Source organism: Kineosporia sp. NBRC 101677 (genome assembly GCF_030269265.1).
Lineage (GTDB): Bacteria > Actinomycetota > Actinomycetes > Actinomycetales > Kineosporiaceae > Kineosporia > Kineosporia rhizophila.
On record NZ_BSTA01000011.1, the window covers coordinates 219,387 to 245,890 of the forward strand.

The 26,504-nt window shown below is 70.0% G+C and carries 23 protein-coding genes; 8 read left to right on the forward strand and 15 right to left on the reverse strand.

The window, feature by feature from the left end; genetic code table 11:
- Positions 1-5: 5 nt before the first annotated feature.
- Together QSK18_RS28260 and QSK18_RS28265 are read left to right on the forward strand one after the other, a co-directional pair.
- The gene (locus QSK18_RS28260) at positions 6-797 is read left to right on the forward strand and encodes a YaaA family protein (protein WP_285625243.1); all 792 of its coding nucleotides are present in this window, start codon (positions 6-8) and stop codon (positions 795-797) included.
- A 13-nt stretch (positions 798-810) separates the two neighbouring features.
- Entirely contained in the window at positions 811-2,289 is a 1,479-nt protein-coding gene (locus QSK18_RS28265) for a pyridoxal phosphate-dependent decarboxylase family protein (RefSeq protein WP_285625247.1), read from the forward strand.
- Positions 2,290-2,293: 4 nt separating this feature from the next.
- Here the strand turns inward: QSK18_RS28265 and QSK18_RS28270 are convergent, their stop codons facing one another.
- The 12 genes from QSK18_RS28270 to QSK18_RS28325 form a co-directional block, all read right to left on the reverse strand.
- Positions 2,294-2,746 carry a hypothetical protein gene (locus QSK18_RS28270; protein WP_285625250.1) on the reverse strand — a complete coding sequence of 151 codons (453 nt, stop codon included), beginning with the start codon at positions 2,744-2,746 and terminating at the stop codon, positions 2,294-2,296.
- Positions 2,747-3,021: 275 nt separating this feature from the next.
- Positions 3,022-4,221, reverse strand: a complete 1,200-nt coding sequence (locus QSK18_RS28275) for an O-succinylhomoserine sulfhydrylase (protein ID WP_232813409.1) — start codon at positions 4,219-4,221, stop codon at positions 3,022-3,024.
- Between the two features lie 105 nt (positions 4,222-4,326).
- The gene (locus QSK18_RS28280) at positions 4,327-4,743 is read right to left on the reverse strand and encodes a rhodanese-like domain-containing protein (protein ID WP_232813410.1); all 417 of its coding nucleotides are present in this window, start codon (positions 4,741-4,743) and stop codon (positions 4,327-4,329) included.
- Positions 4,744-4,746: 3 nt separating this feature from the next.
- A complete protein-coding gene (locus QSK18_RS28285) occupies positions 4,747-4,971 on the reverse strand; it encodes a DUF1737 domain-containing protein (protein WP_285625255.1) in 225 nt (74 codons plus the stop codon).
- Between the two features lie 101 nt (positions 4,972-5,072).
- Positions 5,073-5,729 carry a histidine phosphatase family protein gene (locus QSK18_RS28290; RefSeq protein WP_232813412.1) on the reverse strand — a complete coding sequence of 219 codons (657 nt, stop codon included), beginning with the start codon at positions 5,727-5,729 and terminating at the stop codon, positions 5,073-5,075.
- Entirely contained in the window at positions 5,687-6,427 is a 741-nt protein-coding gene (locus QSK18_RS28295) for a zinc ribbon domain-containing protein (RefSeq protein WP_232813413.1), read from the reverse strand. Before QSK18_RS28295 ends, QSK18_RS28290 begins: the two co-directional genes overlap by 43 nt.
- Before the next feature lie 67 nt (positions 6,428-6,494).
- Complete coding sequence (locus QSK18_RS28300) at positions 6,495-7,673, reverse strand: Nif3-like dinuclear metal center hexameric protein (protein ID WP_232813414.1); 1,179 nt, start codon at positions 7,671-7,673, stop codon at positions 6,495-6,497.
- A 151-nt stretch (positions 7,674-7,824) separates the two neighbouring features.
- A complete protein-coding gene (locus QSK18_RS28305) occupies positions 7,825-9,570 on the reverse strand; it encodes a glycoside hydrolase family 35 protein (RefSeq protein WP_285625262.1) in 1,746 nt (581 codons plus the stop codon).
- Positions 9,563-11,125, reverse strand: coding sequence for an arabinosylfuranosidase ArfA (gene arfA / locus QSK18_RS28310; RefSeq protein ID WP_285625267.1), 1,563 nt, complete (start codon positions 11,123-11,125; stop codon positions 9,563-9,565). Before arfA ends, QSK18_RS28305 begins: the two co-directional genes overlap by 8 nt.
- Before the next feature lie 83 nt (positions 11,126-11,208).
- A complete protein-coding gene (locus QSK18_RS28315) occupies positions 11,209-12,576 on the reverse strand; it encodes an ABC transporter substrate-binding protein (RefSeq protein WP_232813417.1) in 1,368 nt (455 codons plus the stop codon).
- A gap of 113 nt (positions 12,577-12,689) precedes the next feature.
- Positions 12,690-13,613: a carbohydrate ABC transporter permease gene (locus tag QSK18_RS28320; RefSeq protein WP_232813418.1), complete on the reverse strand. Its 924-nt coding sequence runs from the start codon at positions 13,611-13,613 to the stop codon at positions 12,690-12,692.
- 1 nt (position 13,614) lies between these two features.
- Positions 13,615-14,541 (reverse strand): carbohydrate ABC transporter permease, encoded by a 927-nt coding sequence (locus QSK18_RS28325; protein WP_232813419.1) that lies wholly within the window; start codon positions 14,539-14,541, stop codon positions 13,615-13,617.
- Between the two features lie 177 nt (positions 14,542-14,718).
- On the opposite strand from QSK18_RS28325, the gene QSK18_RS28330 reads away from it, so the two are divergent.
- Positions 14,719-15,732 carry a LacI family DNA-binding transcriptional regulator gene (locus tag QSK18_RS28330; protein WP_232813420.1) on the forward strand — a complete coding sequence of 338 codons (1,014 nt, stop codon included), beginning with the start codon at positions 14,719-14,721 and terminating at the stop codon, positions 15,730-15,732.
- On the opposite strand, the gene QSK18_RS28335 is transcribed toward QSK18_RS28330, so the two are convergent.
- The 3 genes from QSK18_RS28335 to QSK18_RS28345 all read right to left on the reverse strand — a co-directional run bounded on the left by QSK18_RS28335 (position 15,729) and on the right by QSK18_RS28345 (position 20,717).
- Entirely contained in the window at positions 15,729-16,220 is a 492-nt protein-coding gene (locus QSK18_RS28335; protein ID WP_232813421.1) for an LURP-one-related/scramblase family protein, read from the reverse strand. The genes QSK18_RS28330 and QSK18_RS28335 overlap by 4 nt on opposite strands.
- A gap of 41 nt (positions 16,221-16,261) precedes the next feature.
- On the reverse strand, positions 16,262-18,160 hold the full coding sequence (locus tag QSK18_RS28340) for a putative bifunctional diguanylate cyclase/phosphodiesterase (protein ID WP_232813422.1): 1,899 nt from the start codon (positions 18,158-18,160) through the stop codon (positions 16,262-16,264).
- Between the two features lie 199 nt (positions 18,161-18,359).
- The gene (locus QSK18_RS28345) at positions 18,360-20,717 is read right to left on the reverse strand and encodes a glycoside hydrolase family 3 N-terminal domain-containing protein (protein ID WP_285625274.1); all 2,358 of its coding nucleotides are present in this window, start codon (positions 20,715-20,717) and stop codon (positions 18,360-18,362) included.
- A 382-nt stretch (positions 20,718-21,099) separates the two neighbouring features.
- Between QSK18_RS28345 and QSK18_RS28350 the strand changes: the two genes are divergently transcribed.
- The 5 genes from QSK18_RS28350 (at position 21,100) to QSK18_RS28370 (ending at position 26,468) form a co-directional block, all read left to right on the forward strand.
- The gene (locus QSK18_RS28350; RefSeq protein WP_232813424.1) at positions 21,100-22,443 is read left to right on the forward strand and encodes an extracellular solute-binding protein; all 1,344 of its coding nucleotides are present in this window, start codon (positions 21,100-21,102) and stop codon (positions 22,441-22,443) included.
- 83 nt (positions 22,444-22,526) lie between these two features.
- Positions 22,527-23,372: a carbohydrate ABC transporter permease gene (locus tag QSK18_RS28355; protein WP_232813425.1), complete on the forward strand. Its 846-nt coding sequence runs from the start codon at positions 22,527-22,529 to the stop codon at positions 23,370-23,372.
- Positions 23,373-23,376: 4 nt separating this feature from the next.
- Positions 23,377-24,264 carry a carbohydrate ABC transporter permease gene (locus tag QSK18_RS28360; protein ID WP_285625282.1) on the forward strand — a complete coding sequence of 296 codons (888 nt, stop codon included), beginning with the start codon at positions 23,377-23,379 and terminating at the stop codon, positions 24,262-24,264.
- Positions 24,265-24,296: 32 nt separating this feature from the next.
- Positions 24,297-25,301 (forward strand): LacI family DNA-binding transcriptional regulator, encoded by a 1,005-nt coding sequence (locus QSK18_RS28365; protein WP_232813427.1) that lies wholly within the window; start codon positions 24,297-24,299, stop codon positions 25,299-25,301.
- A gap of 99 nt (positions 25,302-25,400) precedes the next feature.
- A complete protein-coding gene (locus tag QSK18_RS28370) occupies positions 25,401-26,468 on the forward strand; it encodes an IS1096 element passenger TnpR family protein (RefSeq protein WP_285625286.1) in 1,068 nt (355 codons plus the stop codon).
- Positions 26,469-26,504 lie beyond the last annotated feature (36 nt).

Here is a 26,504-nt window from a genome sequence, read left to right on the forward strand (position 1 = left end):
CCGGAGTGCTCGTCCTGCTGCCCCCCTCAGAATCCAAAGCCGCTCCGGCCAAGCGGGGTAAGCCCGTCGAACTGGCGCAGCTGTCGTTCCCCGAACTGGCAGACCTACGCAAGCAGGCTCTGGAGGCGCTGATCGAGGTCAGCGCCCGGCCCGATGCCCTCGAACTGCTCGACGTGGGGGCATCACTCGCCGACGAGGTAGCGCGCAATCTGACGTTGCACACCGCCCCCACCCGCCCGGCGCACCAGGTTTACACAGGGGTGCTTTACGACGCTCTCAGCTGGGATTCGCTGTCCCCGGCGGCTCGGCGACGGGGTAACAACCGAGTGCTCGTCATTTCGGCGTTGTGGGGAGCACTGCGCCCCGGCGACCGGGTTCCCTCCTACCGGCTTTCGATGGACGGGGATCTGCCCGCGCTCGGCCCGCTTGCCAGACACTGGCGTTCGGAACTGCCGAATGTGCTGACCGCCGCCGCAGGCAAGCGCGGCGTTGTCGTGGACTGCCGCTCCGGGCCGTACGTCGCCGCTGCCCCGGTCTCCTCGTTCTCCGACGATGTGGCCGCCCGCACGGTGGCCGTGCGGGTGCTGCGCGAGACCAACGGCAAGCGCTCGGTGGTGAGCCATCTGGCCAAGCACACCCGGGGCGAGGTCACGCGCTATCTGCTGGAACAGGAAGCAGATCCTCGTACCCCCGAAGCCCTTCGTGACCTGGTCGGGGCGCGCTGGCCTGCAGAACTGTCCGCCCCCACCCGCCCCGGCACCGGCTGGATCTTGGATGTGATCCTGCACCAGCAGTAGCAGACTGGGCGGCGTGACCCCCGAAGAGTTCCGTATCGCAGGCCATCAGCTGATCGACTGGATCGCCGACTATCGCGCGGGAATCCCCGACCGCCCCGTGCAGTCCGCGGTCAAGCCCGGTGACGTGGCCGGCGCCCTGCCCAGCACTCCCCCCTCCGAGCCCGAGGAACTGGCCGCGCTGTTGCGCGACCTCGACGAGATCATCGTTCCCGGTCTGATGCAGGTGCAGCACCCCCGGCACACCGGCTGGTTCCCCTCCAACGCCTCGCTGGCGTCGGTGCTCGGCGACATCACCTCCTCCGGCATCGGCGCCCTGGGTATCTCCTGGCAGTCCGCCCCGGCGCTGACCGAGCTGGAAGAGGTGGTGTGCGAGTGGATGCGCCAGCTCACCGGTCTGTCCGAAGGCTGGCACGGAGCCATCCAGGACACGGCCTCCACCGGTTGCCTTGTCGTGATGCTGGCCGCCCGGGAGCGCGCCGCCGACTACGTGAGCGAGCGCGGCGGCCTGCAGTCACTACCGGCCCCCCTCACCGTGTACACCTCCGAACACGCTCACTCCGCTGTGCCGAAAGCCGCGCTGCTGGCCGGTTTCGGGCGTTCCAACATCCGCACGCTGAGCACCGACCCGGTGACCCACGCGCTCGATCCGGCAGCCCTACGGGCGGCGATCGAGAAAGACGTCAATGAAGGACGAGTGCCCGCGGCGATCGTGGTGAGCATAGGTACCACGGCCACCACCGCCGTGGATCCGCTGGCCGAGATCCTGGAAATTGCCGCGGGCTACGGGATCTGGGTGCACGTCGACGCGGCCATGGCCGGCTCCGCCCTGCTCCTGCCCGAATACCGTTGGCTGGTCGAAGGGATCGAAGGATTCACCACGCCGGACGGGGTGCGCGTACCCCCGGCGGACTCGCTGGGCTGGAACCCCCACAAGTGGATGGGCACCATCCTGGACACCTCTCTGCTCTACGTCCGCGAGCCCGAGCGCCTGATCCGGGTGATGTCCACCAACCCCAGCTTCCTGCGCAACGCCGTGTCGGACGCCCGCACGGCAACTGAGTACCGGGACTGGGGCATCCCCCTGGGCCGCCGCTTCCGCGCCCTGAAGCTCTGGTTCCACCTGCGCCTGGACGGCGTGGAGGCGATCCGCGAGCGACTGCGCCGCGACCTGGCCAACGCCCAGCGCCTGGCCCGCCTGGTCGCCGCCGAGCCGGACTGGAACGTGGTCGCCCCCGTGGCCCTGCAGACCGTGTGCATCCGCCACGAGCCGCCCGGCCTGACCGGCGAAGCCCTCGACGCCCACACCCTGGCCTGGGCCGACGCCCTGAACCACAGCGGCGTGGGCACCGTGACGCCGGCCGTGGTGCAGGGACGCTGGCTGGTCCGGATCTCGATCGGCGTGGAGAGCACGGAATGGCCCGACGTGGAAGCCGTCTGGTCGGCCGCGAAGGACCTGGCCGCCCGCGAGGCGAACGAACGCCGCCCGGAGTAGGCCGTCAGGCGCGGGAGCTGAAGGGGTGCCGCCGCAGGAAGGCGGCGGCCACCCTGGCGTTACGCTCGATCCGGATCGCCGCCACCAGGTAGAAGGCGGCCAGCAGGACCACGACGACCTTCATCCAGACCGCCACGTCCTGGAAGAGCCAGCACGCCTGGGTCAGGACACCGGCGATCGTCAGCAGGGCCGTCGGACGACGCGACGCCAGCGACTCGGCCACCATCTGCAGCACGAGAAGCCGCCCACCGTCCAGCTCTTCAGCATCGGCAGACTTGAGCATCTGGATCGTCTGCGCGTCGCCCTCCGGCACGTAGTCGCTCATCCCGGCGTCCCGCCGACGCTCGGCCTCGGCAATCGTCGTGCGGTACAGCCAGATCCCGCCGCCCACCGCGAGCAGGAAGCCGACGCTCTGCACACCGACCAGGATGGGCAGCCACACGCCCGAATCGTCCATGCCAGAACCCTCAGCCCGCTGACCCCGCTCTCGCAACCCGAGAACCGACCCGGCTCAAGAGCCAAGCCAGGCCGACCCGGCGGGGTTCCGCCCAGGGCGCATGTGTACACATGGTCCACAACCGACCCGGCCCACCAAACCCGGTGCGCCACAGTCCTGGGCAAGCGGGTGGGTCCTTACGGATGCGTACACGGGCCGCACAGCGAACCCTGGCCGGCCGGACGCGGCCCCGCCCGTCGGCCCAGGCGAACGGGTCAGTGCCGGCCCCGCGGCACTCAGCCCAGAGCGCTGTCCAGGTCCTCCAGCAGGTCTTCGATGTCTTCCAGGCCGACCGAGATGCGCACGGTGCCGTCGCTGATTCCGGCCGCCGCGCGGGCCTCGGGGGTGAGCCGGCGGTGGGTGGTGGTGGCCGGGTGGGTGACCATCGACTTGGCGTCGCCCAGGTTGTTCGAGATGTCGACCACCCGCAGACCGTCGAGAAGGGCGAAGGCCCGGTCCTTGTCGCCCAGCTCGAAGGTGACCACCGTGCCGCCCGCGCTCATCTGGCGCTTGGCCAGCTCGAACTGGGGGTGGCTGGGCAGGTGCGGGTACTTCACCGCGCCGACCCGGGCGTCGGCCTCGAGGAACTCGGCGATGCGCAGCGCCGAGGCGCACTGGGCGTCGACCCGCAGGCGCAGCGTCTCCAGGCCCTTGAGCAGCACCCAGGCGTTGAACGGGCTCATCGAGGGCCCGGTGTGGCGCATCAGGTTCTGCACCTTCTCGTTGACGAACTCCTCCGGGCCGAGGATCGCCCCGCCGAGCACCCGGCCCTGGCCGTCGATGTGCTTGGTGGCCGAGTAGACCACGATGTCGGCGCCCAGCTCGAGCGGCTTCTGCAGCAGCGGGGTGGCGAACACGTTGTCCACCACGACCTGCGCGCCCGCGGCGTGGGCGAGCTCGCTGACCGCGCGGATGTCGACCAGTTCCTGCGCCGGGTTGGAGGGCGACTCGAAGAACACGGCCTGGGTGGGCTTGCTCAGCGCCTGCTCCCACTGGGCCAGGTCGGCCCCGTCGACGAAGACCGTCTCGACCCCCCAGCGCGGCAGGATCTCGTCGAGGATGACGAAGCAGGAGCCGAACAGGGCCTTGGAGGCCACCACCCGGTCGCCCGCGCCGAGCAGGGCGGCCAGGGCGTTGAACACCGCGGACATGCCGGTGGCGGTGGCGAAGGCGGCCGGGGCGCCCTCGATCAGGCGCAGCCGCTCCTCGAACATCGACACCGTGGGGTTGCCGTAGCGGGAGTAGACGAAGTGCTCCAGCTCGCCCTTGAACGCCGCCTCGGCCTCACCGGCCGACTCGTAGGTGTAGCCCTGGGTGAGGAACAGACCCTCGGACATCTCGGCGAAGTTCGACCGCACGGTGCCACCGCGCACGCTGAGCGTGGCCGGGCGGCGGGTGTCGGGGGTGCCTGCGGGGTCGGGGGTCTCGCTGCTCATGGGGCTCGTTCCTCGAGTGGTGGGGCAGAGGTGGGCGGTGCCGACAGAGGCACTCCTACCAGGGGCGGGGCGACCAGGGGCGGGGCAGCCGGGGAAGGGCCGGCCTCAGCCCTGCTTCCAGGGCAGGCCGCGCACCTTCCAGCCGGCCTTGCGGCCCCGGTGGTTCTGCTCGTCGGGCGGGCCCTCGAAGCCCTCCAGGATGTTGTAGGCGGACGTGTACCCCGCCGCGGTGGCCGCCTCGGCGGCGGCGATCGACCGCACGCCCGAGCGGCAGAGGAACACCACCGGCGCGGACTTGTCGGCCGAGGCAGCGCCGATCTGGTCGAGGAAGGCGGGGTTACGGGCACCGTCGGGGAACGACGTCCACTCGACCAGGGCCACGTCTTTCGCGACCGAGGTCAGGTCGGGCACCCCGACGTACGACCACTCGGCCCGGGTGCGCACATCGACCAGCACCGCCTCGGGGGTGGAACTGATCAGCTCCCACGCCTGCTCGGGGGAAAGGTCTCCGGCGTATGCCACGGCTCAGGCCTCCAGGATTCGGGGAGTGGTGGTCGGCGGCTGCGCGGTGAGCACCTCGGGCAGCACCAGCGCCTGCCCCGCGATCACCCGCTGACCGTCGAAGGTCAGGGTGGGCGGACCGTGCAGCACGTAGCCCTCGGCCAGGGCGGCGCTGACCCGCTCGCAGAAACTGCGGTCGTCGGGACCCGTCAGGAACCTGTAGCGCAGGGGCTGCTCGGTCTCGGCCATGTGATCAGTTCTACCTCAGGCCGCCGACAGTCTTAAGAGCAGGACCACCGCGCTCTCGCGCCGATGCCGGACTTTCACCTGCTTGGCCCGTTCAGGTCCGTTCAGGTGCGATTGACGGTGACCACCTCCACGCCGCCGTCGGCCCAGTAGCGCAGGGTGGTGACACTGGCCGGATCCACCCGCAGCCGCCAGTACGCGGCCGGGCCGGCCGCCAGGGCACCTGCGACCACGGCCCGGACCGGGCCGGTGTGCGTGACCACCACGACCGAACGCCCGGCGAACCGGGCCCGCAATCGGGACCCGGCCTCGTCCGTACGCTCTTGCAGGTCCGAGAGGGACTCGCCGCCCGGAGGCCGGGCCGCCGCGGACTCGCGCCACCGCGCGAACTCCTGCGGCCAGCGGCGGGCGATCTCGCCGTAGCCCAGACCGTCCCACTCCCCCAGCCGCAGCTCGGCCCACTCCGGCGCGACCTCGGGTTCGCACCCCACGGCCTCACGCACCGCCCAGGCCGTCTGCCAGGTGCGCAACAGCGGTGAAGTGATCAGAGCATCGGCCGGTCCCAGACGCGAGGCCAGATCCAGCGCCTCGGCCACGCCCTGGTCGCTCAGCGCCGGACCATGCCGGTCCCCACCGCTGGGCACCGACCCGGTCAGCGCCGTACTGGCGTGCCGGACCAGGTGCAGGGTCAGCGGCGCCCCGAGATCAGCAGGGCCGGTCAGAGCCCGGACTCGGCCGTACGCACCAGGATCCGGCTGCATTCCTCACAGCGCACCACCTGGTTCTCCGGCGCGCTACGGATCCGGGCCAGGTCGTTGGGCGGCAGGGTCATCCGGCAGCCCTCGCAACGCCGCTGGTAGAGCTTGGCCGCGCCGACCCCGTGGTTGCTCTCGCGGATGCGCTCGTACAGAGCCAGCAGCTCCTTCGGGATGCCGCCGGCCGAGGTGTCGCGCTCGCGGCGCACCGACTCGGCCTCCTCGTCGAGCGCCGCGATCTGCTTGTCGCGGGCCTGGGCGGCCTCGGCGATCTCGGCGGTGACCGCGTCCCGCCGGGCGGTGGCGGCCTCGACCAGGGCCTGCGCGGCCTCCTGGCGCTCCATCACCTCGAGCTCGGTGTCCTCCAGCACGCTCTGCCGGGTGGCCAGGCTCTCCAGCTCGTGCTGGATCGCCTGCAGATCCTTCGCGCTGCCCTGACCCGCGTCGAGCCGGGCCTGGTTGCGGGCCGCCCGCTGGCGGACCTGCTCGACGTCGGCCTCGGCCTTGGTCAGCTCCCGCCCCGCGTCGGTGAGCGCGGTCCGGGCCACCACCAGCTCGTCGTCGACACCCTGGAGCTTCTTCTCCAGCTCGACGATCTTCGCGTGCTCGGGCAGCGAGCGCTGCCGGTGCGCGATCTGGGTGAGCCGGATGTCGTGCGCCTGCACGTCCAGCAGCCGCCACTGATCCTGAGCCGCCGCCGTCACCACAGCAATGTCCTCCTAGCTAAGTCCCCCCGTGGGAAACCCCCAGCCTAGGTCATCAGCGAACCTCTCAGCGGACCATGCCGCCGGGGCTGGGCACCCGGAACACCCACGGGTCGGTACTGCGTGCCGAGACCAGGACCTCGACCGCCTGCCCGGCATCGGCCAGGGCCCCCTCCAGCCGGTTGGAAACCCCGTTCAGCCAAGGCCACTCGCTGGCCCAGTGGGCCACGTCGACCAGGAACGGCGGGCCCTCCCCGGCCGCGTCCCGGGCCTCGGAGGCCGGGTGGTGGCGCAGGTCGGCGGTGACGTACACGTCGGCCTCGGAGGCCCGCACCGCGTCGAACAGCGAGTCTCCGGCGCCGCCGCAGACCGCCACCCGGGACACCTCGGCCGTCGGGTCACCGGCCACCCGCACGCCCTGCGCGGTGCTGGGCAGCGCCTCGGCCACCAGCATGGCGAACTCGCGCAGGCTGGTCGGCTGCTCGAGCGTGCCCACCCGGCCGATGCCACGAGGGCCCGACCAGCGGGCCAGCTCGTACACGTCCACCGCGGGCTCCTCGTAGGGGTGCGCGGCCCGCAGCGCAGCCAGGGCCTGGGCCCGGCGCCGGCGCGGCACGACCATCTCGATCCGCCGCTCGGGCACCACCTCACGCTCGCCCGGGGTGCCGATCGCCGGGGTCGCATTCGTGCCAGGGACGAACGTGCCCGAGCCCACCGCCGTCCAGGCGCACCGCTCGTACTCGCCGATCTCGCCCGCCCCGGCCCCCGCCAGCGCGTCCAGCACCTTGTCGACCGCCGCCTCGGGAACGAAGGTGACCAGCTTGTCCACCGGGTCGCAGGGGTCGGCCGACAGCGGCACCAGGTCGGTCAGGCCGAGCATCCGGGCCAGGGCGTCGGAGACACCGGGAGCGGCCGCGTCGGCATTGGTGTGCGCGGTGTAGAGCGCGCAGCCACCGCGGATCAGCTGGTGCACCACCCGGCCCTTGGGGTTGGTGGTGGGCACGCCGTGGACACCGCGCAGCAGCAGGGGGTGGTGGGTGATGAGCAGGTCGGCCCGCCAGGCCAGCGCCTCCTCGACGACCACCGGGGCCGGGTCGATCGCCAGCAGGATCCGGCGCACCTGGGCCCCCGGGTCACCGCAGACCAGTCCCACGGCGTCCCAGTCGCGCGCCCAGGCCGGGTCGTACATCCGCTCCAGGACCGCGATGACGTCGGCGAGCGTGGGCGCAGCGGCTTCGGTGGTCACTCTCAGACTCTATCGGGCACAGCGCGTTCATGTGTCATGACTTGGCGTGGTCTTCGACAAGCGTCCAAAGACAATACTCAGGAGTTCCGGTGGAACGGACGCGGCGCCGCTTCCGCACCCGTCCCACCGGCCTCCTTCCGGAAGGGGCGGATCAGAACTCGGTCTGCCCCAGGCTCAACCCGCCCACGAAGGCGGCGGACTCCTCGGCCACGGACTCCAGTTCGAGCACGACCAGACGGTTGCTCCCGGCCCGGGTCACCGGCGCCGGCACGTAGAGCGTGCGGGTCGGGCCCCGGCGCCAGTAACGGCCCAGGTTGAAGCCGTTCAGCCAGGCCAGGCCCTTGCCCCAGTCACCGGCGTCGAGGAACAGGTCGCTCGCCTCGGCCAGCTCGAACTCGGCCGTGAACACGGTCGGGCCCAGGTCGGTGGCCGCACCGCTCAGGTCGAGCGAGGCCAGCCGGTCCACGTCCAGCGGCCGGGCGGTCCAGTTCAGCACCGGGGTGCCGTTCAGGGTGACCGCGCCGATCAGGCCCTTCGCCTCGCCCAGGCGCTCGCCGTAGTTCACCCGGCCCTGGTCCTCGACCAGGATCGTCAGGGTGGAACCGGCCAGCGGCAGGCGGAGCGTGCGCTCGTGCGAGTCCCGCGACAGGATGCCCACCGGCACCCCGTCGACGTAGACGTAGGCCCGGTCCCGGACCTCTTCGCCGATCTTCAGCACACCCGGCGCCAGGCCCTCCACCGAGGCCTCGTAGAGCACGAAACCGGTGTCCTGGCTCAGCTCCTCGTAGGTCAGCGGGGTCTCGCCGGTGACCGCGGTGCCGAGCGAGCCGGCCACCTCGAGCAGACCGGCCGTGGCGGTCAGGCCCACCGAGAACTCGGGGGCGGCAGCCGCTTCCGCCGGCAGCTCGTCCGGCACTGGCGCGTACTTGGCGATCGTCTTACGGAACGCGTGGTACTTCGCCGTCGGGTTGCCCGCCTCGTCCAGCGGCGCGTCGTAGTCGTACGACGTCACCAGCGGCACGTAGGCGCCCTTGTCGTTGGCCCCGTTGGTCATCCCGAAGTTGGTGCCGCCGTGGAACATGTAGAAGTTCACCGAGCCGCCGGCCGCCAGGATCTCGTCCAGTGCCTGGTCGGAGTCCTCCACCGTGGTGGTGTGGTGGTGGAAGCCCCAGCTGTCGAACCAGCCGTTCCAGAACTCCATGCACATCAGCGGCCCGGTGGGCTGGAACTCGCGCAGGGTCTTGAAGCGCTCGGTGCTGCGGGAGCCGAACGAGGCGGTCAGGTGCAGGCCGGGCAGGCTGCCGTCGGCCAGCATCTGCGGGGTCGGCTGGTCGATCGTGGTGAGCGGCACGGTGATCCCGGCCTCCCGGGTCACCCGGACCAGCTCGGCCAGGTACTCCTTGTCGGAACCGTAGGCCCCGTACTCGTTCTCGATCTGCACCAGGAAAACCGGCCCGCCCCGGTCGATCTGCAGCGGGGCGACGATCTCGTAGACCGACTTCAGGTACTCGCTGACCGCGGCCACGTACTGCGGCTCCGAGCGGCGCAGCCCGATGCCCTCGATCCGCAGCAGCCACGGCGGCAGACCGCCGTTGCTCCACTCGGCGCAGATGTACGGGCCGGGGCGCACGATCGCGTGCATGCCCTCGTCCGCGACCAGCTTCAGGAAGCGCTCGAGATCCAGACCTGAGGACGTGTCGAACTCACCTCGGGTGGGTGAGTGCAGGTTCCACGGGACGTAGGTCTCGATCGTGTTCAGGCCCATCAGCCGGGCCTTGCGGATCCGGTCGGCCCACTGGTCCGGGTGCACCCGGAAGTAGTGCAGCGCACCGGAGATGATCTGGTAGGGCTCGCCGTCGAGAAGGAAGTCCTTCTCACCGATGGACAGCTCAGGCATGAGGGGTTCCCTCCGAGACAGCAGCAGCCGGGCGCAGGGTGAGCACCGACCAGGAGATGGGGGGCAGCGTCACGGAGAGCCGGGTGGCGGTGCCGGCCCCCTCCACGACGACGCCGTCGAGCGCCACCGGGGCGACCGGCTGCGACTCTTGGGTGTTGGTGGTGAACCGGTCACCACCGGCCGGGACGGTCAGGGTCTGGGCGTCCTCGAGAACCAGTTCCGCGCCGTCCAGTTCGACCGACAGAGCGGCCGGGTCGTCAACAGAACGGTTGACCACGAACAGCGAGACGCAACCGTCGTCGGAAACGGTGCTCACCGCGTCCACCAGTTCGACCTCGCCGTACTTCTCGGTGAGCCCGGCGGCCACCTTCACCGACAGCGGGACCACCCGGCCGCGCGCCCGCGCCGAGGTCAGGGCGAACGGGAAGAACGTGGTCTGGCGCCAGGCGGCGCCGTCCGGTTCGCTGCGGATCGGGGCGATCACGTTGACCAGCTGGGCCAGGTTGGCCATCGAGACCCGGTCGCTGTGCCGCAGCAGCGAGATCAGCAGCGAGCCGACCACCACCGCGTCGGTGACGTTGTACTCGTCCTCGATCAGCCGGGGGGCCACCGGCCAGTCGCCGGAGAGCACCGCGTCCTTGTGGTTGTCGTTCCAGTCGCGCTGGTACCAGACGTTCCACTCGTCGACGCTGATGCCGATCTGCTTGGTCAGGCCGAGCTCTTCGCGCACCTCGTCGATGATCCCGGCCACGGTGTCCAGGTACCGGTCCAGCCCGGCGGCGGAGGCGAGGAAGCTCGCCACGTCACCGTCGGACTCCTCGTAGTAGGCGTGCACCGAGATGTGGTCGGCCTGGTCCGCGGTGTGCCGCAGGACGGTCCGCTCCCACTCCCCGAAGGTCGGCATCTCCATGTTCGAGCTGCCGGCCACCACCAGCTCCACCCGGTGGTCGAGAAAGCGCATGTAGCGGGCCGTCTCGGCAGCCAGGCGACCGTACTCGTCGGCCGTCTTGTGCCCGATCTGCCAGGGGCCGTCCATCTCGTTGCCCAGGCACCAGAGGGTGATCCCGAAGGGTTCCTCGGCGCCGTTGGCCCGGCGCCGGTCGCTCAGCGCGGTCCCGCCCGGGTGGTTGGAGTACTCCAGCAGGTCGCCGGCCGCCTCGATCCCGCGGGTACCGAGGTTCACCGCCTGCATGACCTCCACGCCGGCCTGCGCGGCCCACGTGGCGAACTCGTGCAGCCCGACCTGGTTGGTCTCGGTCTGGTGCCAGGCCGCGTCCAGCCGGACCGGCCGCTCCGAACGCGGGCCGACCCCGTCCTCCCAGCGATAGCCGGAGACGAAATTGCCTCCCGGGTAACGCACCACGGTGACCCCGAGCTCACGGACGAGTTCCAGCACGTCGGCGCGGAAGCCGCCTTCGTCGGCACTCGGGTGTTCGGGTTCGTAGATGCCCTGGTAGACGCAGCGGCCCATGTGCTCGACGAAACCGCCGAAGAGCCGCGGGGGCACCGGGGCCACCGTCTCGCCGAGCCGGACCCGCAGGTCTGCCGGAATCATCGTCGTACCTTTCTCGAGCGGTTCTGGGCAAAGAACGGGCCGGGCTGCGAGTCAGCCCGGCCCGCTCTCGCGTGGATCTGGTGTTACTCGACGGTGAAGCCCTGCTGCTTGGCGTACTCGTCGATCTTGGCCTTCCAGGCGGCCAGGCCCTTGTTCAGGTCGCTGCGGTTGACGTAGGACGTCTTGCCCGCGGTGTCACCGAAGATGGTGTTGGCGTAGGCCTGGATCGGCAGGTAGGACCAGTTCGGCTGGACCGCGCCGGCCGCGTCGGCGAGCACCTGGTTGATCTTCTGACCGCCGTAGTACTCGGACTCGGCGTCGGTGAAGCTCGGGTCGCTCAGGTCGGCCGTGGTGGCCGGGAAGCCGCCGCTCTCGATGAAGATCTTGATGCTCTCCGGGTCGTGGTTCAGCCAGCGCACGAACGCGGCGGCCAGAGCCGGGTTCTTGCTCTGCTTGATCACGGCCATCGAGGAACCGCCGCTCTCCGCGGTGGCCGGGGCGCCACCGTCGTAGGTCGGCATCGGGGCCACGCGCCAGTCGCCGGAAGCGGCGGCGGCGTTGGCGATCTGGTTGCCCGGCATCCAGGCGCCGGTCAGCAGGGTGGCGATGGAGCCGTCGGCCTGCGCCCGGAACCACTCATCGGTCCAGCCCGGGGCGTCGGACAGCAGCCCGGCGGTGTGGAGCTGGTTCCACATCGCGGTGTACTTCTTGGTGCCCTCGTCCTCGAAGTTCACGTTGATCGTGTTGCCGTCGACGTTCAGCGGGTGACCGCCGGCCTGCCAGATCATGCTCAGGGTCTGGCCACCGTCACCGTTGTCGTTGGTGATGTACCAGTCCGGGTTGTGCGCGTGGATCTTCTTGGCCGCGTCGATGTACTCGTCCCAGGTGGTCGGCACCTTCTCGATGCCGGCCGCGTCGAACGACTTCTTGTTGTAGAACATCGCCATCGGTCCGGAGTCCTGCGGCAGGCCGAAGAGCTTGCCGTCGACCGAGACCTGGCCCCAGGTGGAGGCGGTGTAGTCGGCCTCCAGGTCGCCCAGACCGTAGCTCTTCAGGTCCACCAGCGACTCGGACAGCGCGTACTGCGGCACCGCGTAGTACTCGACCTGGGCCACGTCGGGGGCGCCGGAGCCGGCCTCGATCGCGTTGGTCAGCTTCGTGTACTCGTCGACGTTGGTGCCGACGTTCGCGTAGTTGACCTTGACGTTCGGGTAGGCCTTCTCGAAGGCCGCGACCTGGTCCTTGGCCGAGGGGGTCCAGCTCCAGAAGGTGAGCTCGCCACCCTTCTCGAGCGCGGCGTCCAGGTCGGCCTGGGAACCGGCGACCGTGTCCGAGCCGGAGTCCGAGTCGGAGTCGCCGCCACCACAGGCGGCCAGGGTCAGGCCGATGGCCATGGCCGCACCGATGGTGAACATCCGGCGGCTCACGGGCTTGTTGAACTTACGGGACATCGAGGGAGCTTCCCTTCACTTCGTCGTGTTGCGGGAGCCCGGCCTGAGTTCCGGCCGGGGTCGTACGGGGACGTGCTGGAGGAACGAGCCAGTGGGGTGAGCGGGGGTGCTGCTCACTTGACGCTTCCGGCGGACAGGCCGGACTGCCACTGGCGCTGCAGGACGAGGAACGCGGCCACGATCGGGACGATCGAGAGCAGCGAGCCCGTCAGGACGAGGTTGAACACCGGCTGCGAACCGGCACTCTGGGCCTGGGCGTTCCACTGGTTCAGGCCCACGGTCAGCGGGTACCAGTCGGGGTCGCTCAGCATGATCAGCGGCAGGAAGTAGTTGTTCCAGGTGGCCACCGTGGTGAACAGCAGCACGGTGACGATACCGGGAGCCAGCAGCCGCATCGAGATGGTGAAGAAGGTGCGCAGCTCGCCCGCGCCGTCCATCCGGGCGGCCTCGAGGATCTCGGTGGGGATCGCCTCGGTGGCGAACACCCACATCAGGTACAGACCGAACGGGCTGATCAGCGACGGGATGATCACGGCCCACGGGGTGTTGGTGAGCTCGAGCTTGCTGAACATCAGGAAGGTCGGCACGGCCAGCGCGGTACCGGGCACCGCCACCGCGCCGAGCACGATCGCGAAGACCGCGCCGCGGCCGGGGAACCGGAACTTCGCCATACCGTAACCGGCCAGCGTGGCCAGCAGGGTGGCGCCGCCGGCGCCGACCACCACGTACAGCAGCGTGTTGCCGATCCAGCGGACGAAGATGCCGTCCTGGTAGTTCAGCGTGTCGCCGATGTTGGAGAACAACGCGAAACCGTCGGCGAACCAGAGCCCGAAGGAGTCGAACAGCTGCTCCTGGGTCTTGGAGGCGTTGATCACCAGCCAGACCAGCGGCAGCACGGTGTAGATCAGGAAGGCGCCCATCAGGACGGTCATCGCGATCGACTTCTGGGTGCCGGGACGGCCCCGTTCCTTGGCCGGCCGGGAGCGGCGGGGAGCCTTGCCCTCGGACTCCGGCCGGGACAGCGTGGACGAACTCATCTCAGCGGTCCTCCGTCCGCGAACCGCGCAGCTGCACCACGTACGCGATGATCGCGGTGACGACACCCATCACGATCGCGACGGTCGCCGAGTAGTTCTGCTGCTGGCCACTGAAGGCCAGGTTGTAGGCGTACATGTTGGGCGTGTAGTCGGTGGTGATGATGCTCTTCACCAGCGGGCGCAGGATGTTCGGCTCGTTGAACAGCTGGAAGCTGCCGATGATCGAGAAGATCGTGGCGATCACCAGCGACCCGCGCAGGGCCGGCAGCTTGATCGCCCGGATGATCCAGAACTGGCCCGCACCGTCGAGTTCCGCGGCCTCGTACAGCTCGGCCGGGATGGTCTTCAGCGTGGTGTAGAAGATCAGCATGTTGTAGCCGACGAACGACCACGTGACGATGTTACCGATCGAGACCAGGATCCAGCTTCGGTCGAACGGGTTCAGTCCGGTGCCGATCGCGTCGTTCAGCTGGCCGACCAGACCGAACTGGTCGCCGTAGATGAAGCCCCACATCAGCACGGCCACCACGGCCGGCACCGCGTAGGGCAGGAAGAGGGCGATCCGGAACAGGTTCGCACCGTAGATCCGGGCGCTGTCGATGGCCATCGCCGCGGCGAGCGCGATGATCAGCATGATCGGGACCTGGATGACCAGGAAGAGCAGGACCCGGGTCAGCGAGCTCCAGAACGCCTGGTCCTGCAGCAGCTGGGTGTAGTTGTCCAGGCCGACGAAGCTGTTGCCGCCGATCAGCTGACGCCGGAACAGGCTCAGGTAGATCGCATAGACCAGCGGCGCGATGAAGACCAGGGCGAAGACGGCCATGAACGGGCCGACGAAGATCCAGCCCCGCCAGTCCTTTCGCGTCTTGCGCCGGATCGGCGGCCGCGCGGGCGAGACCGGTGGAACGGTCCCCGACGCCATCGTCATCCTCTTTACCTCTCTGGAAAGAACCCGAGATGTTTACGTCAACATCTCGGTCTTCGGAAGCTAGCATGTTTACGTGAACATGACCACGGGCGTCCGGCAGTGAATCACCCGGACGGTACGGCGGAGGCCCCAGAAACCCTCGCTGTACAGGCAAAATCGCGAAGGCGCGGTCCCTCTATGGCAGACGTTGCCCGAATTGCGGGGGTTTCTGGACAGACGGTTTCCCGGGTCGTCAACGGACATAACAATGTGGACGAGAGCACGCGCAGTCGCGTCCTCGCCGCAATGCGCAACATCGGTTACCGGCCGAACAACGCTGCGCGCGCTCTGCGACTGGGGCGCTTCGGCAACATCGGCGTGATCATGTTCACCCTTTCGTCGTTCGGCAACATGCGCACGCTCGACGAGATCGCCATGGCCGCCTCGGACGCGAACTACTCGATCACCCTGATCCCGGTGCGGCGGCCCTCCCAGACCGACGTGACCAAGGCCTTCGCCCGGCTGAACAAGCAGGCGGTGGACGGGGTGATCATCGTGATGGAGACCAGCTCGATCGACACCACCGCGGTGCACTGGCCGGCCGGGCTGCCGGTGGTGGTGATCGACGCGGGGGCCGACCTGCCGCACCCGATCGTCGACACCGACCAGGCCGAGGGCGCCCGGCTGGCCACCGAGCACCTGCTCGGCCTGGGCCACCGCACCGTCTGGCACGTCTCCGGGCCGCTGAACTCCTACTCGGCGAACCGGCGCCGGCACTCCTGGCGCGACACGCTCCAGCGGCACGACTGCCCGGTGCCGCCGGTGATCCACGGCAACTGGTCGTCCGACTCGGGCTACCAGGCCGGCCTGGAGCTGGCCGACAATCCCGACGTGACGGCCATTTTCACCGCCAACGACCAGATGGCGCTGGGGCTGCTGCGGGCGATGCACGAGAAGGGCCGGCGGGTACCGGCCGAGATCAGCGTGGTGGGCTTCGACGACATGGAGGAGTCGCGCAACTTCTGGCCGCCGCTGACCACCGTGCGGCAGAACTTCGAGGGCGTGGGGCGGCGCAGCGTGGACATGCTGATCCACGGCATCCGCGACAGCCACGGCCAGACGCCGGCCCCCGCCGAGCCGGCGTCCGAGAACGTGCTGATCTCAACCCATCTGGTGCTGCGGGACAGTTCCGCCGCGCCGGCGGTGGACTAGTTCTTGTCCTTGTCCTTGCGGGCCGCCGCCGCGTCGAGGGCCAGCACGGAGGCGAGGATCAGCAGGTGGTCCTCGCCTTCGGCGATCCGCACGGCGTAGGTGTCACGCATCGAGAAGAACCGTTTGGACACGATTCCCACCTCGCGGCCGCCGCGCGAGACCGAGTACTCGTGGTCGAACAGGTCGCCCCGCATCTCCAGGTCGTCCGGGCCGGGGACGTCGATGGTGAAGCGGTCGCCGAACGGGGTGAAGAACTTCTTGCTCACCTCGGCGGCCTTCTGGTTCCCGACGGTGATCGTGTACTTCTCCCGCAGCGAGACCAGCTGACGGTGCACCGAGGCCAGTTCCTGACCGGAGGGGTCCTTGATCACCAGGCGGCCGCGCGGGCTGAGCACCTTGCCGTCGACGTGCAGCACCAGGCGCCCGTCCTCGTCCGTGATGTCGAAGTCGTCACCGAGGTCGAAGAAGCGTTCCTTGATCAGGTACATGCCCACCATTCTGGGCGCGCCCGCAGAAGTCGCGACCTCAGTCAGGCCCGCGGGCCCAGGCACTCCGGCAGCACGGCGGTGGGCAGCCAGGCGGTGAAGGCGTCGGAGCCGGGCAGCGGTTTGGAGATCAGCCAGCCCTGCAGGGTGTCGCAGCCCATGTCGGCCAGGCGCTCGGCCTGCTCGTTGGTCTCCACCCCCTCGGCGCAGACCCCCATGCCCAGCGAGTGCGCGGTCTCGATCACCAGCCGGGCCAGCACGCTGTCGGTGGAGGTCTCGTCGGCGATCTTGTCGATGAACGACTTGTCGATCTTGACCACGTCGGCCGGCAGGTCGCGCAGCATGGTCAGCGACGAGTAGCCGGTCCCGAAGTCGTCCAGCGCGATCGTCACCCCCAGGTCGCGGATGTCCTGCAGGATCCGGGCGGTGGCCTCCATGTCGCCGATCACCGCGGTCTCGGTGATCTCCAGGCACAGGGTGCGCGGCAGCAGGCCGGACTCGACCAGGGCCCGGGAGACGTCCTGCACGAACGAGGGCTGCGACAGCTGCACGGCGGAGACGTTGACGGTCACCTTCATCCGCCGCCGGATGCCGTCCGAGGACTCGAACATCGGCCAGGTCGCCGCCTCCTGGCAGGCGCTGTGCAGCGCCCAGCGGCCGAGGTCGATGATCAGCCCGGTCTCCTCGGCGATCCGGATGAAGTCGGCCGGTGAGACCGGCCCGAGCTCGTCGTCGGCCCAGCGGGCCAGCGCCTCGGCACCGACGATCCGGTTGCTGGCCACCTCGGCCAGCGGCTGGTAGTGCAGGCGCAGGTCGCCGTTGGCGATCGCCAGCCGCAGCCGGCGCTCCATGTGGTGCCGGGCCCGCAGCTCGGCCTGCGAGCCCCGGGTGGCCAGCACCTCGGCGTCGAAGTGGGTGACCCGGCCCCGGCCGTGCGACTTGGACTGGAACATCGCCAGGTCGGCCTGCGAGACCAGGTCCTCCAGGCTGACCCCGGACATCACCGAGTCGGCGCCGGCCACCCCGACGCTGGCGCCGATGCTGGCCACCGCCTCGACCTGCTGGCCGTCGCCGTGGTCGACGGTGACGCTGAACGGCATCGAGGCCTCGTGCACGATCCGCTCGGCCACCGAGCGTGACTCGTCCGGGGTGAGCGCCCCGGCCAGCACCATCGCGAACTCGTCACCGCCGAGCCGGGCCACCCGGTCGTCCGGGCGGGCGATGTTCTGCAGCCGCTCGGCGAACAGCTGCAGCACCTGGTCGCCGACCGCGTGCCCGAGGCTGTCGTTGACGTCCTTGAACCGGTCCAGGTCGATGTAGAGCACGGTCAGGTCGCCCGACTGGGCGTCGTGCCCGCGCATCCACTCCATCAGCGAGGCCCGGTTGGGCAGGCCGGTGAGCACGTCGTGCCGGGCCTGGTAGGCGTAGCTGTACGACAGCGCCCGGAACAGTGTGGTCACCGAGACGGTCATCAGGGTGCCGTCGGCGGCGACCACGCCGACGGTGCTCACCGAGGCCTCCTCGCTGGGGGCCTCGTCGGTGACCACCGCGGCGGCCGCGTCGATCGTGGTGTCGGCGGTCAGGAAGATGCTCGGCACGTCGTCCAGGTCGGCCAGGGTCATCCGCTTGAACACCGAGCGCCCGTAGCCCAGGGCCCCGGCCACCCAGCGGTCGAACCAGGCCCGGTCCACCACGATCGGCCCGGCTGCCAGCGGCACCACCACGGTGGTGGCCCGGGGGTTGCCGCGGAACCAGTCGTCCAGTTCCGCGACCCGCATCTCCGGGGGCATGGTGACGGCCGGGACGGCGATGTCGGCCAGGATCGCCTTGGCCCAGCCGGACAGCGGCTGGGGCTTGGTGGCCTGGGCGTCGGGCAGCCGGTGCCGGCCACGGCGGGGCCGGCCCGAGGACTGGGCCCACGGCATGGCTGGCGCCACCGCCACGTCGTTACCCCTTCCGGACCGGACCGAAGTGCTCCCTTATCCGTCGTCTGGTCACCCGGGCCCGATGATCCGCCAGGAGTGTGACGACCGATCGTGTGACGGTAACGGTCGGGAGGGGGTTCTGGGCATGGTCTGCGCCCCGACTGAGGCGCAGACCACCAGCAGAACACCAGCCGGGCGCCGGCAAAGCGCCGACCGGCTACAGCATCGTCACCTCGGCCGGGGTGTCCAGCACCCGGTCGTGTCCGACCGGCCGCACCGGACCGGTGAGCGTGACCGAGCCCTCGAAGGGCAGGTCGCGCGAGGAGGTGCCCACGCTCACCCCGATCACCCCCGGCTCCACCAGCCGCTGCAGGTCGCGCCCGACCAGAGCCGTACGGTCGGCGTGCACCTCTAGCACCACGCGGGCGGACTGCCCCGGCTCGAGCCGGACCCGGGCGAAACCGGCCAGCCAGTGCACCGGCCGCACCACCGAGGCCACCGGGTCGCTCAGGTAGAGCTGGACCACCTCGCTACCGGGCCGCTCCCCCGTGTTCCGGACGGTCAGACCAACCCGGAAACGACCGTCCGTAGGCATTTCGGTCTGATCGATCTCGAAGCCGGACATCTCGAAACTCGTGTATGAGCGTCCGTAGCCGAAGGGGTAGAGCGGCCTGACGTCCACGCTGCTGATCGAGCTGGGCTCACCCAGCGGCGGCTGTAGGTAGGTGTACGGCTGACCGCCGGGGCGGCGGGGAATCTGGACCGGCAGTCGCCCGCCCGGCTCCACCCGTCCGGAGAGCACACCGGCCAGCGCAGCCCCGCCCTCCTCCCCCGGCATGAACGCCTGCACCAGACCCGCCGCCCGGGGAGCCACATCCCCCAAGGCGTAGGGCCGACCCGAGACCAGCACGACCACCAGCGGGGTACCGGTGGCGCTCAGCGCCTCCAGCAGTTCGGCCTGTACCCCCGGCAGCGTCAGGTCGTCCACGTCGCAGCCCTCGCCCGAGGAGCCCAGCCCGAACATCCCGGCCAGGTCGCCCACGAACGCGATGCAGAGGTCGGCAGCCTCGGCGGCGGCGACCGCGGCCGGGATGCCGGAGCGGTCCTGCCCCATCACCGAACAGCCGGTCTCATGGACGATCCGGGTTCCCGACAGTTCGGCCCGCAGCGCCTCCAGCACGGTCGGGATCTCGATGCCGAGCCCGTCCTGGTGCCCGGGGAACTTGGGCAGTACGTGGTTGGGGAAGGCGTAGCAGCCCATGAACGTGCGCGGGTCGTCGGCGCACGGCCCCACCACGGCGATCTCGGTGTGGTCACCGAGGGGCAGCGCGGTGCCCGGTTCGAGCAGAATGATGGACGTCTCGGCGAGCCGGCGCGCGATGGCCCGGTTCTGCGGTGGGTCGAGTCGGATGTCTTCCGGCGCATCCACCTTCGGGTTCCAGCCCGGGTCCAGCAGGCCGAGCCCGGCCTTCTGGGTGAGCACCCGGCGGGCGGCCCGGTCGAGGAACTCCTCGGGCAGGGAACCGTTGCGCACCAGCTCGGGCAGATGCGAGAAGCAGATCGTGTCGGGCAGTTCCACGTCCATCCCGGCGCGGATCGTCTGCTCCGCGGCCCCGGCCTCGTCCTCGACGATCCGGTGCATGCTGGCCAGGAACGGCGTGGCCCAGTAGTCGGAGACCACCGTGCCGGTGAAACCCCACTCTTCCCGCAGGATCTCGTGCAACAGCCAGGAGTCCACCCCGGCCGGCACCGAGTCGATGTCCGAGTAGGAGTGCATCACCGAGCCGGCCCCGGCGGCGACCGCGGCCTCGAAAGGCGGCAGCAGCACGTCGATCACCTCACGCCGGCCCATCGAGACCGGACCGTGGTTACGGCCGGACCGGGAGGCCGAGTAGCCGACGAAATGCTTGAGCGTGGCGATGATCCCGGCGTCCTGCAGCCCCCGCACGTAGGCCGAGCCGAGCTGGGCCACCAGGTACGGGTCCTCACCCAGCGTCTCCTCCACCCGCCCCCAGCGATAGTCGCGGACCACGTCCATCAGCGGCGAAAGCCCCTGATGCACGCCCAGTTGCGCCAGATCCCGGCCGATCGCGGCGGCCATCTCGCCGATCAGCTCCGGGTCGAAGGTGGCCCCCCAGGCGATGGCGGCCGGATACACCGTTGCGCCGTAGGTGGTGACGCCGGTCAGACACTCCTCGTGGGCGATCGCCGGGATCCCCAGACGCGAGGCCTCGACCACCACCGCCTGCTGCCGGGCCAGCTCCGCCGCCCCCTCGGCCGGGCTGACCGGGGCACTGCCGTAGACCCGCGTGAGGTGCCCGAGACCGGCCGCGGCCGCCTCTTCCAGGCCAAGACCGGCCTTCTGGGCGAAAGCGTCTTCCATCGGGGCGCTCTGCGCGCCGGGGCCCTCGTCCGGAGCCGGAGCGGCCGGCCGGGGCTGATTGCCGATCCAGCGGCTGCCCAGCTGGCCGGCCTTCTCCTCGATGCTCATCCGGCCGAGAAGGTCGTTCACCCGTTCGGCGACGGTACGCGCGGGGTCGCGCCAGGGTTCGATACTTTCGGGCGCAACTGCCACGGCCCACTCCTTCGTGAGACTTCGAAAAACTTTCGCCGCCACGGCCCCGGCGAACACGGTCAAAAACGTGTCCGGACAGGGCAAGTCCGTTCGGCGACGGATTCACTCTCACCGAGATACCGAGAAGTTCGCAAGGCTTGACAGCATCGTCCGGCGAAACTACTTTTCGAGAACTTCCGACATATCCGGCGACAGTTCACGACGAACCAGCGCCGATCTGACCGACAGTTGTTGCCGCGTTCTGCTCTTCCCAGCAGTTGTTCCAGCGTTCAGTTCCGAGCCAGACCTTTTCCAGCGCAGCGGGGCGCTGTTCCCGCCCGCTGCGTCCGTGTGGCCGCGGGTCCTCCGCGGCCGGTACCCGATGGAGATCACCGTGGATCCCATGAAGACGTCCCGCCGCAACTTCCTGAGCCTGGCCATCGGCCTGCCGATCGCCGGTGCCACCCTGGCCGCCTGCGGCAGCTCCGGCCCCGGCACCGAGAGCAGTGGCGGCGACGGCGGTGGCGACGGTTCGGGCGGTACCTACTGGTACCTGTCCGTGGACCCGAACGAGACCATCCGCCGCACCTCGCTGGACCGGTTCAACAAGGCCAACGCGAACCAGGCGATCAAGGGCACGGCGTTCCAGAACGACGCCTACAAGGAGAAGATCAAGGTCGCGATCGGCGCCGGGCAGGCCCCGACGGTGATCTGGGGCTGGGGCGGCGGCGGCCTGGCCAGCTGGGTCGACGCCGGCGCGGTGGACGACCTGACGTCGTGGTTCGACGAGAACCCCGACCAGAAGGAGCGGCGCTTCCCGGCCTCGTTCGCGGCCGCCACGGTCGACGGCAAGATCTACGCGGTGCCGGCCGAGACGGTCACCCCGATCGTGCTGTTCTACAACAAGAAGGTGTTCTCGGAGGCCGGCCTGCAGCCGCCCACCAGCTGGGAGGACATCCTCGCGCTGGTGCCGAAGTTCAAGGAGAAGGACATCGCCCCGTTCGCCCTGGCCGGCCAGTCGCGCTGGACGAACATGATGTGGCTGGAGTTCCTCTTCGACCGGATCGGCGGTCCGGAGATCTTCCAGGCCGTGTTCGAGGGCAAGGCGGACGCCTGGTCCGACCCGGCCGCGATCAAGGCCCTGGGCGAGGTGCAGAAGCTGGTCGAGGCCGGTGGTTTCGTCAAGGGCTTCTCCTCGATCACCGCCGACACCAACGCCGACCAGGCCCTGCTCACCTCGGGCAAGGCCGCGATGATGCTGCACGGCGCCTGGACCTACGGCTCGATGAAGGAAGAGGGGGGCGACTTCGTCTCCGGCGGCGACCTCGGCTTCATGAACTTCCCGCCGGTCTCCGGCGGCACCGGCGACCCGAGCAACACCTACGGCAACCCCGGCCAGTACTACTCGCTCTCGTCCAAGGCCACCCCCGAGCAGAAGGAGGCGGCCAAGAACTTCTTCAAGACCCAGGTGCTCTCCGACGCCGAGCAGACCGACTGGGTCAACGACGCCGGCCAGGTCCCGATCGTGGTCGGTGTGGACAAGAAGTTCAGCGGCCTCGAGGACGCCGAGTGGCTGCAGTTCGTCTACGACACCGCCAGCAAGGCCAAGACCTTCTCGCAGTCGTGGGACCAGGCCCTCAGCCCGGCCGCCGCCGAGGAGCTGCTGAACAACATCGCCAAGCTGTTCGCGCTCGACATCACGCCCGAGGAGTTCGCGAAGAACATGAACGCGGTCATCGGCAAATGACCGTCCCTGTTCAGGTTCCACCCGATCGTGTAGCACCTGTCCGGACCGCGTCGCACGCGGTCCGGCAGGGCTCGATCGCCTGGATGGTCCTGCCCGCGCTGCTCATGTTCCTCACCTTCGCGGTGATCCCGCTGATCGGTGTGCTGGGTCTGAGCTTCACCACCTGGGACGGGATCGGCGACATCCGCCCGTCCGGCTTCGACAGCTGGCGCGAGGTGCTCACCGACCCCGGTCTGCCCGACGCGCTCTGGGTGACGTTCAAGATCATGTTCCTGTCCTGGCTGTTCCAGACCCCGCTGAGTCTGCTCCTGGGCGTCTTCCTGGCCGGCAGGCAGCGCTACCGCGGGGTCCTGGCGGTGATCTTCTTCGTGCCGCTGCTGCTCAGCCAGGCGGCCATCGCGATCACCTTCAAGGCCCTGCTCGACCCGAACTTCGGCCTCGGCGCCGGCCTGGGCATCGACCTGCTGGTGCAGGACTGGCTCGGCGACCCGGTCCTCGCCCTGGCCACCGTGGTGTTCGTGGTGTCCTGGCAGTTCATCCCGTTCCACACGTTGATCTACCAGGGTGCGGTGCGGCAGATCCCGGCCTCGCTGTACGAGGCGGCCCAGCTCGACGGGGCCGGCCGGCTGCGGCAGTTCTGGAACATCACCCTGCCCCAGCTGCGCAACACCATCATCGCCTCCTCCACCCTGATGGTGGTCGGGTCGCTGACCTTCTTCGACCTGATCTGGGTGCTCACCGCCGGCGGCCCCAGCGACGCCACCCGGGCCCTGGCCCTGGACATGTACATCCGCGGTTTCCGGGCCTCACTGATGGGCCCGGCCAGCGCGATCGCCGTCATCCTGGTCGTCGTCGGCCTGCTGCTCGCCCTCGCCCTGCGGCGTCTGGGCGGCGGACGCGACGCCGGCAGCCAACTCGAGGGGATGTGACGGCATGGCCGTGACCACACCCACCCGCCCGCCCCGGGCGACCGCAGCCCCGGCCCCACGCAACTACCGCCGGCTCCTGGAGATCAACTGGATCGGCGGCCTGGGCGGCTGGGTCTGGCTGATCGTGGTGATCCTGCCGATCTACTGGATCGTGCTCACCAGCGTGAAGAGCCGGGCGAACTACTACACCACCAACCCGCTCGCCCCGCCGCCCGAGATCTCCTTCGAGAACTACAGTTTCGTGATGGACGCGGGCTTCATGCGGTTCTTCACCAACACCGCGATCGTCACCCTGGGGTCGGTGATCCCGGCCATCCTGATCTCGTTCATGGCCGCGTTCGCGATCATCCGGGCCGGCGACGGGCGGTTCGTCCGCTCGGTGAACCTGCTGTTCCTGGCCGGGCTGGCGATCCCGCTGCAGGCGGTGATCATCCCGGTGTACCTGATCATCATCCGGCTGCAGCTGTACGACACCCTGCTGGCGATCATCCTGCCCTCGATCGCCTTCGCCATCCCGCTGACCGTGCTGATCCTCACGAACTTCATCCGGGACGTCCCGAAGGAGCTGTTCGAGTCGATGCGGATGGACGGGGCCAGCGAGTGGCGTACCGCCTGGTCGCTGGCCTTCCCGCTGACCCGGCCGGCCCTGGTCACGGTGGGCATCTACAACGCCCTGACGATCTGGAACGGGTTCCTGCTGCCGCTGGTGCTCACCACCGACCCGAACCAGCGCACGCTGCCCCTGGCGTTGTGGTCGTTCCAGGGACAGTACGGCGTGAACGTCCCGGCCGTGGCGGCCGCGGTTGTACTGACCACGCTGCCGATCCTGGCGCTGTACGCAATCGGGCGACGCCAGCTGCTGAGCGGTCTCACTGCCGGGTTCGGTAAGTGACCGTCCGGCCTGGAGCCCCTACGGAGGTACCCATGAGCTCCAGGCCCGGACGGGCGACGCTGGCGACCATCGCCGAGGCGGCCGGTGTCTCCATCGCAACGGTGTCCAAGGTGGTGAACGGGCGCGACGACGTCTCCCCCGGCACCCGCGCGATGGTCGAGGAACTGTTGCGGGCGCACTACTACACCGGCCGCGGCGGTAGCCGGCAGACCACCATCGAGGTGGTCTTCGCCGGCCCGCTCGCGGCCTACAGCAACGAGGTCATGGAAGGGGTGCTCTCGGCCGCGGGCGAACCGGGCGTGGCGGTGATGCTCAGCAAGGGCCGCGGCCTGTCCACGGCCACCGCCTGGGCTCTGGCCGTGGCCAAGGCCGGGCGCAGTGCGGTGATCAGTGTCAGCAACGAGATGACGGTCGAGGACGCCACCGCCCTGGCCCGGGCCAAGGTGCCGCTGGTGGTGGTCGACCCGCTCACCCCGGCCGGCAACGAGGTCACCAGCGTCGGCTCGACCAACTACGCCGGCGGGGTCAGCGCGGCCGAGCACCTGCTCTCGCTGGGCCACACCCGCATGGCCTACCTGGGCGGCGAGGCCGAGGCGGGCTGCAACCAGGCGAGGTGGCAGGGTTTTCGCTCCACGCTCGAGGCGGCCGGGCACCCCGTCCCGCACGAACACGCCCTGCACAAGACTTTTCGCTATGCCGCCGGAGTGGCCGGGGGCGACTTCCTGCTCGACTCCCCCACGCCCCCGACCGCGGTCTTCGCCGGCAGCGACGAGATCGCGGTCGGCCTGATCGAGGCCTGCCGCCGCCGCGGACTCCGGGTGCCCGAGGACCTGAGCGTGATCGGGTTCGACGACACCCAGCTCGCCGAGTTCTGCTCACCTCCGCTGACCGTGGTGCGTCAGCCGCTGCGGGAGATGGGCCGGGTGGCGGTGCGCACCGCACTCCAGCTGGCCGCCGGGGCCACGGTCGACTCGCACCACGTGGAGCTGGCCACCAGCCTGGTCGTGCGGGCCTCCACGGCGCCACCCCGGCGCTGACGATGTACCCGCCAGTTCCTGCACTCCCACTGCAATCTCCGCTGGGGATACCTCCGGCGGCCACCGAAAAGCCGCGCCCTGTGACGTAATCTCCGGCGGGTGAAGACGACCCGTCTGAAAGTGACACTGCGCGACGTCGAACCGAGGGTGCTCCGGGTCCTCGACGTGCCGTCCGACAGCACGCTGGGCGAGCTTCACGACCTGCTCCAGATCGGCCTCGGCTGGCTGGGGCTGGAGCGCGGCCGGTTCGTCCGCGGCCCGGCCACCTACCTGCCCGGCAACCCGGAGGCCACCCTGGCCGACCTGGTCGACCGGGCCGACCGGGCCGACGGGGGTGGCCACTTCGGCTACTTCTACGACCCCCGGGCCCGCTGGGAGCACGACGTGGTGGTGCTGGGGCCCGGCGGCGAGCAGGCGGGCTGCGTCTACGGTGAGGGGCCCTGCCCACCTGAGAGCACCGAGGGCCCGCGCGACTACGCGAACCGGCGGCGCACCCTGGGCGAAGACATGCTCGAGCTGTTCTGGGCCCCGCACGGCCCGGAGTTCGACCAGGCCCTCACCGACCTGCGGGTGCGCCAGATGGCCGGACTGGTGCCGGAGTCGGTCCGGCACCTGATGCGGCTCACCGAGGGCGGCGGCCTGGCCGAACCGGTGGTCGAGGCCATGCACGAACTGCGGCCGCGCTGGCCCCGGGCCGCCGGTGGTTCGCCGGTGACGGTGCTGCACGGCATCCTGCGCAGCACCGGCCTGCTCGGCCCGGCCGGCCGGGATCAGCTGCTGGTGGTGCGCCGGCTGCGTTCCTGGTTCGCCCCCGGCACCTTCACCGCCAGCGTCGCCGGGCTCGGCGTCGGCGCGCTGGCCGCCCGGGGCGCCCTCGACGAGGAGACCCTGGTCGGCATCGTGTTCAGCGAGACCGACCGGCGCAAGCCGGTGGCCCCCGAAGACGTACGGCACACGCTGGTGCACCTGCTGCCCGCGCTCACCGGTCTCGACCTGGCCGAGCGCACCGCCCAGGGCTGGTTCCCCGGTCCGTCCGCCCGCAGCCTGCTGCCCCAGGCCACCGCCCTGTCCGTGTACGCCAGCGACCCGGCCCCGCTCCCCCCGTCGGCCCCACCCACCGCGGTGCCGGCCGGAACTGAGGATTTCCACACCCCGCCCGGGGGCTGACACCAGTGCCCCGGCCGGTCCGGCCTTCGTAGCGTC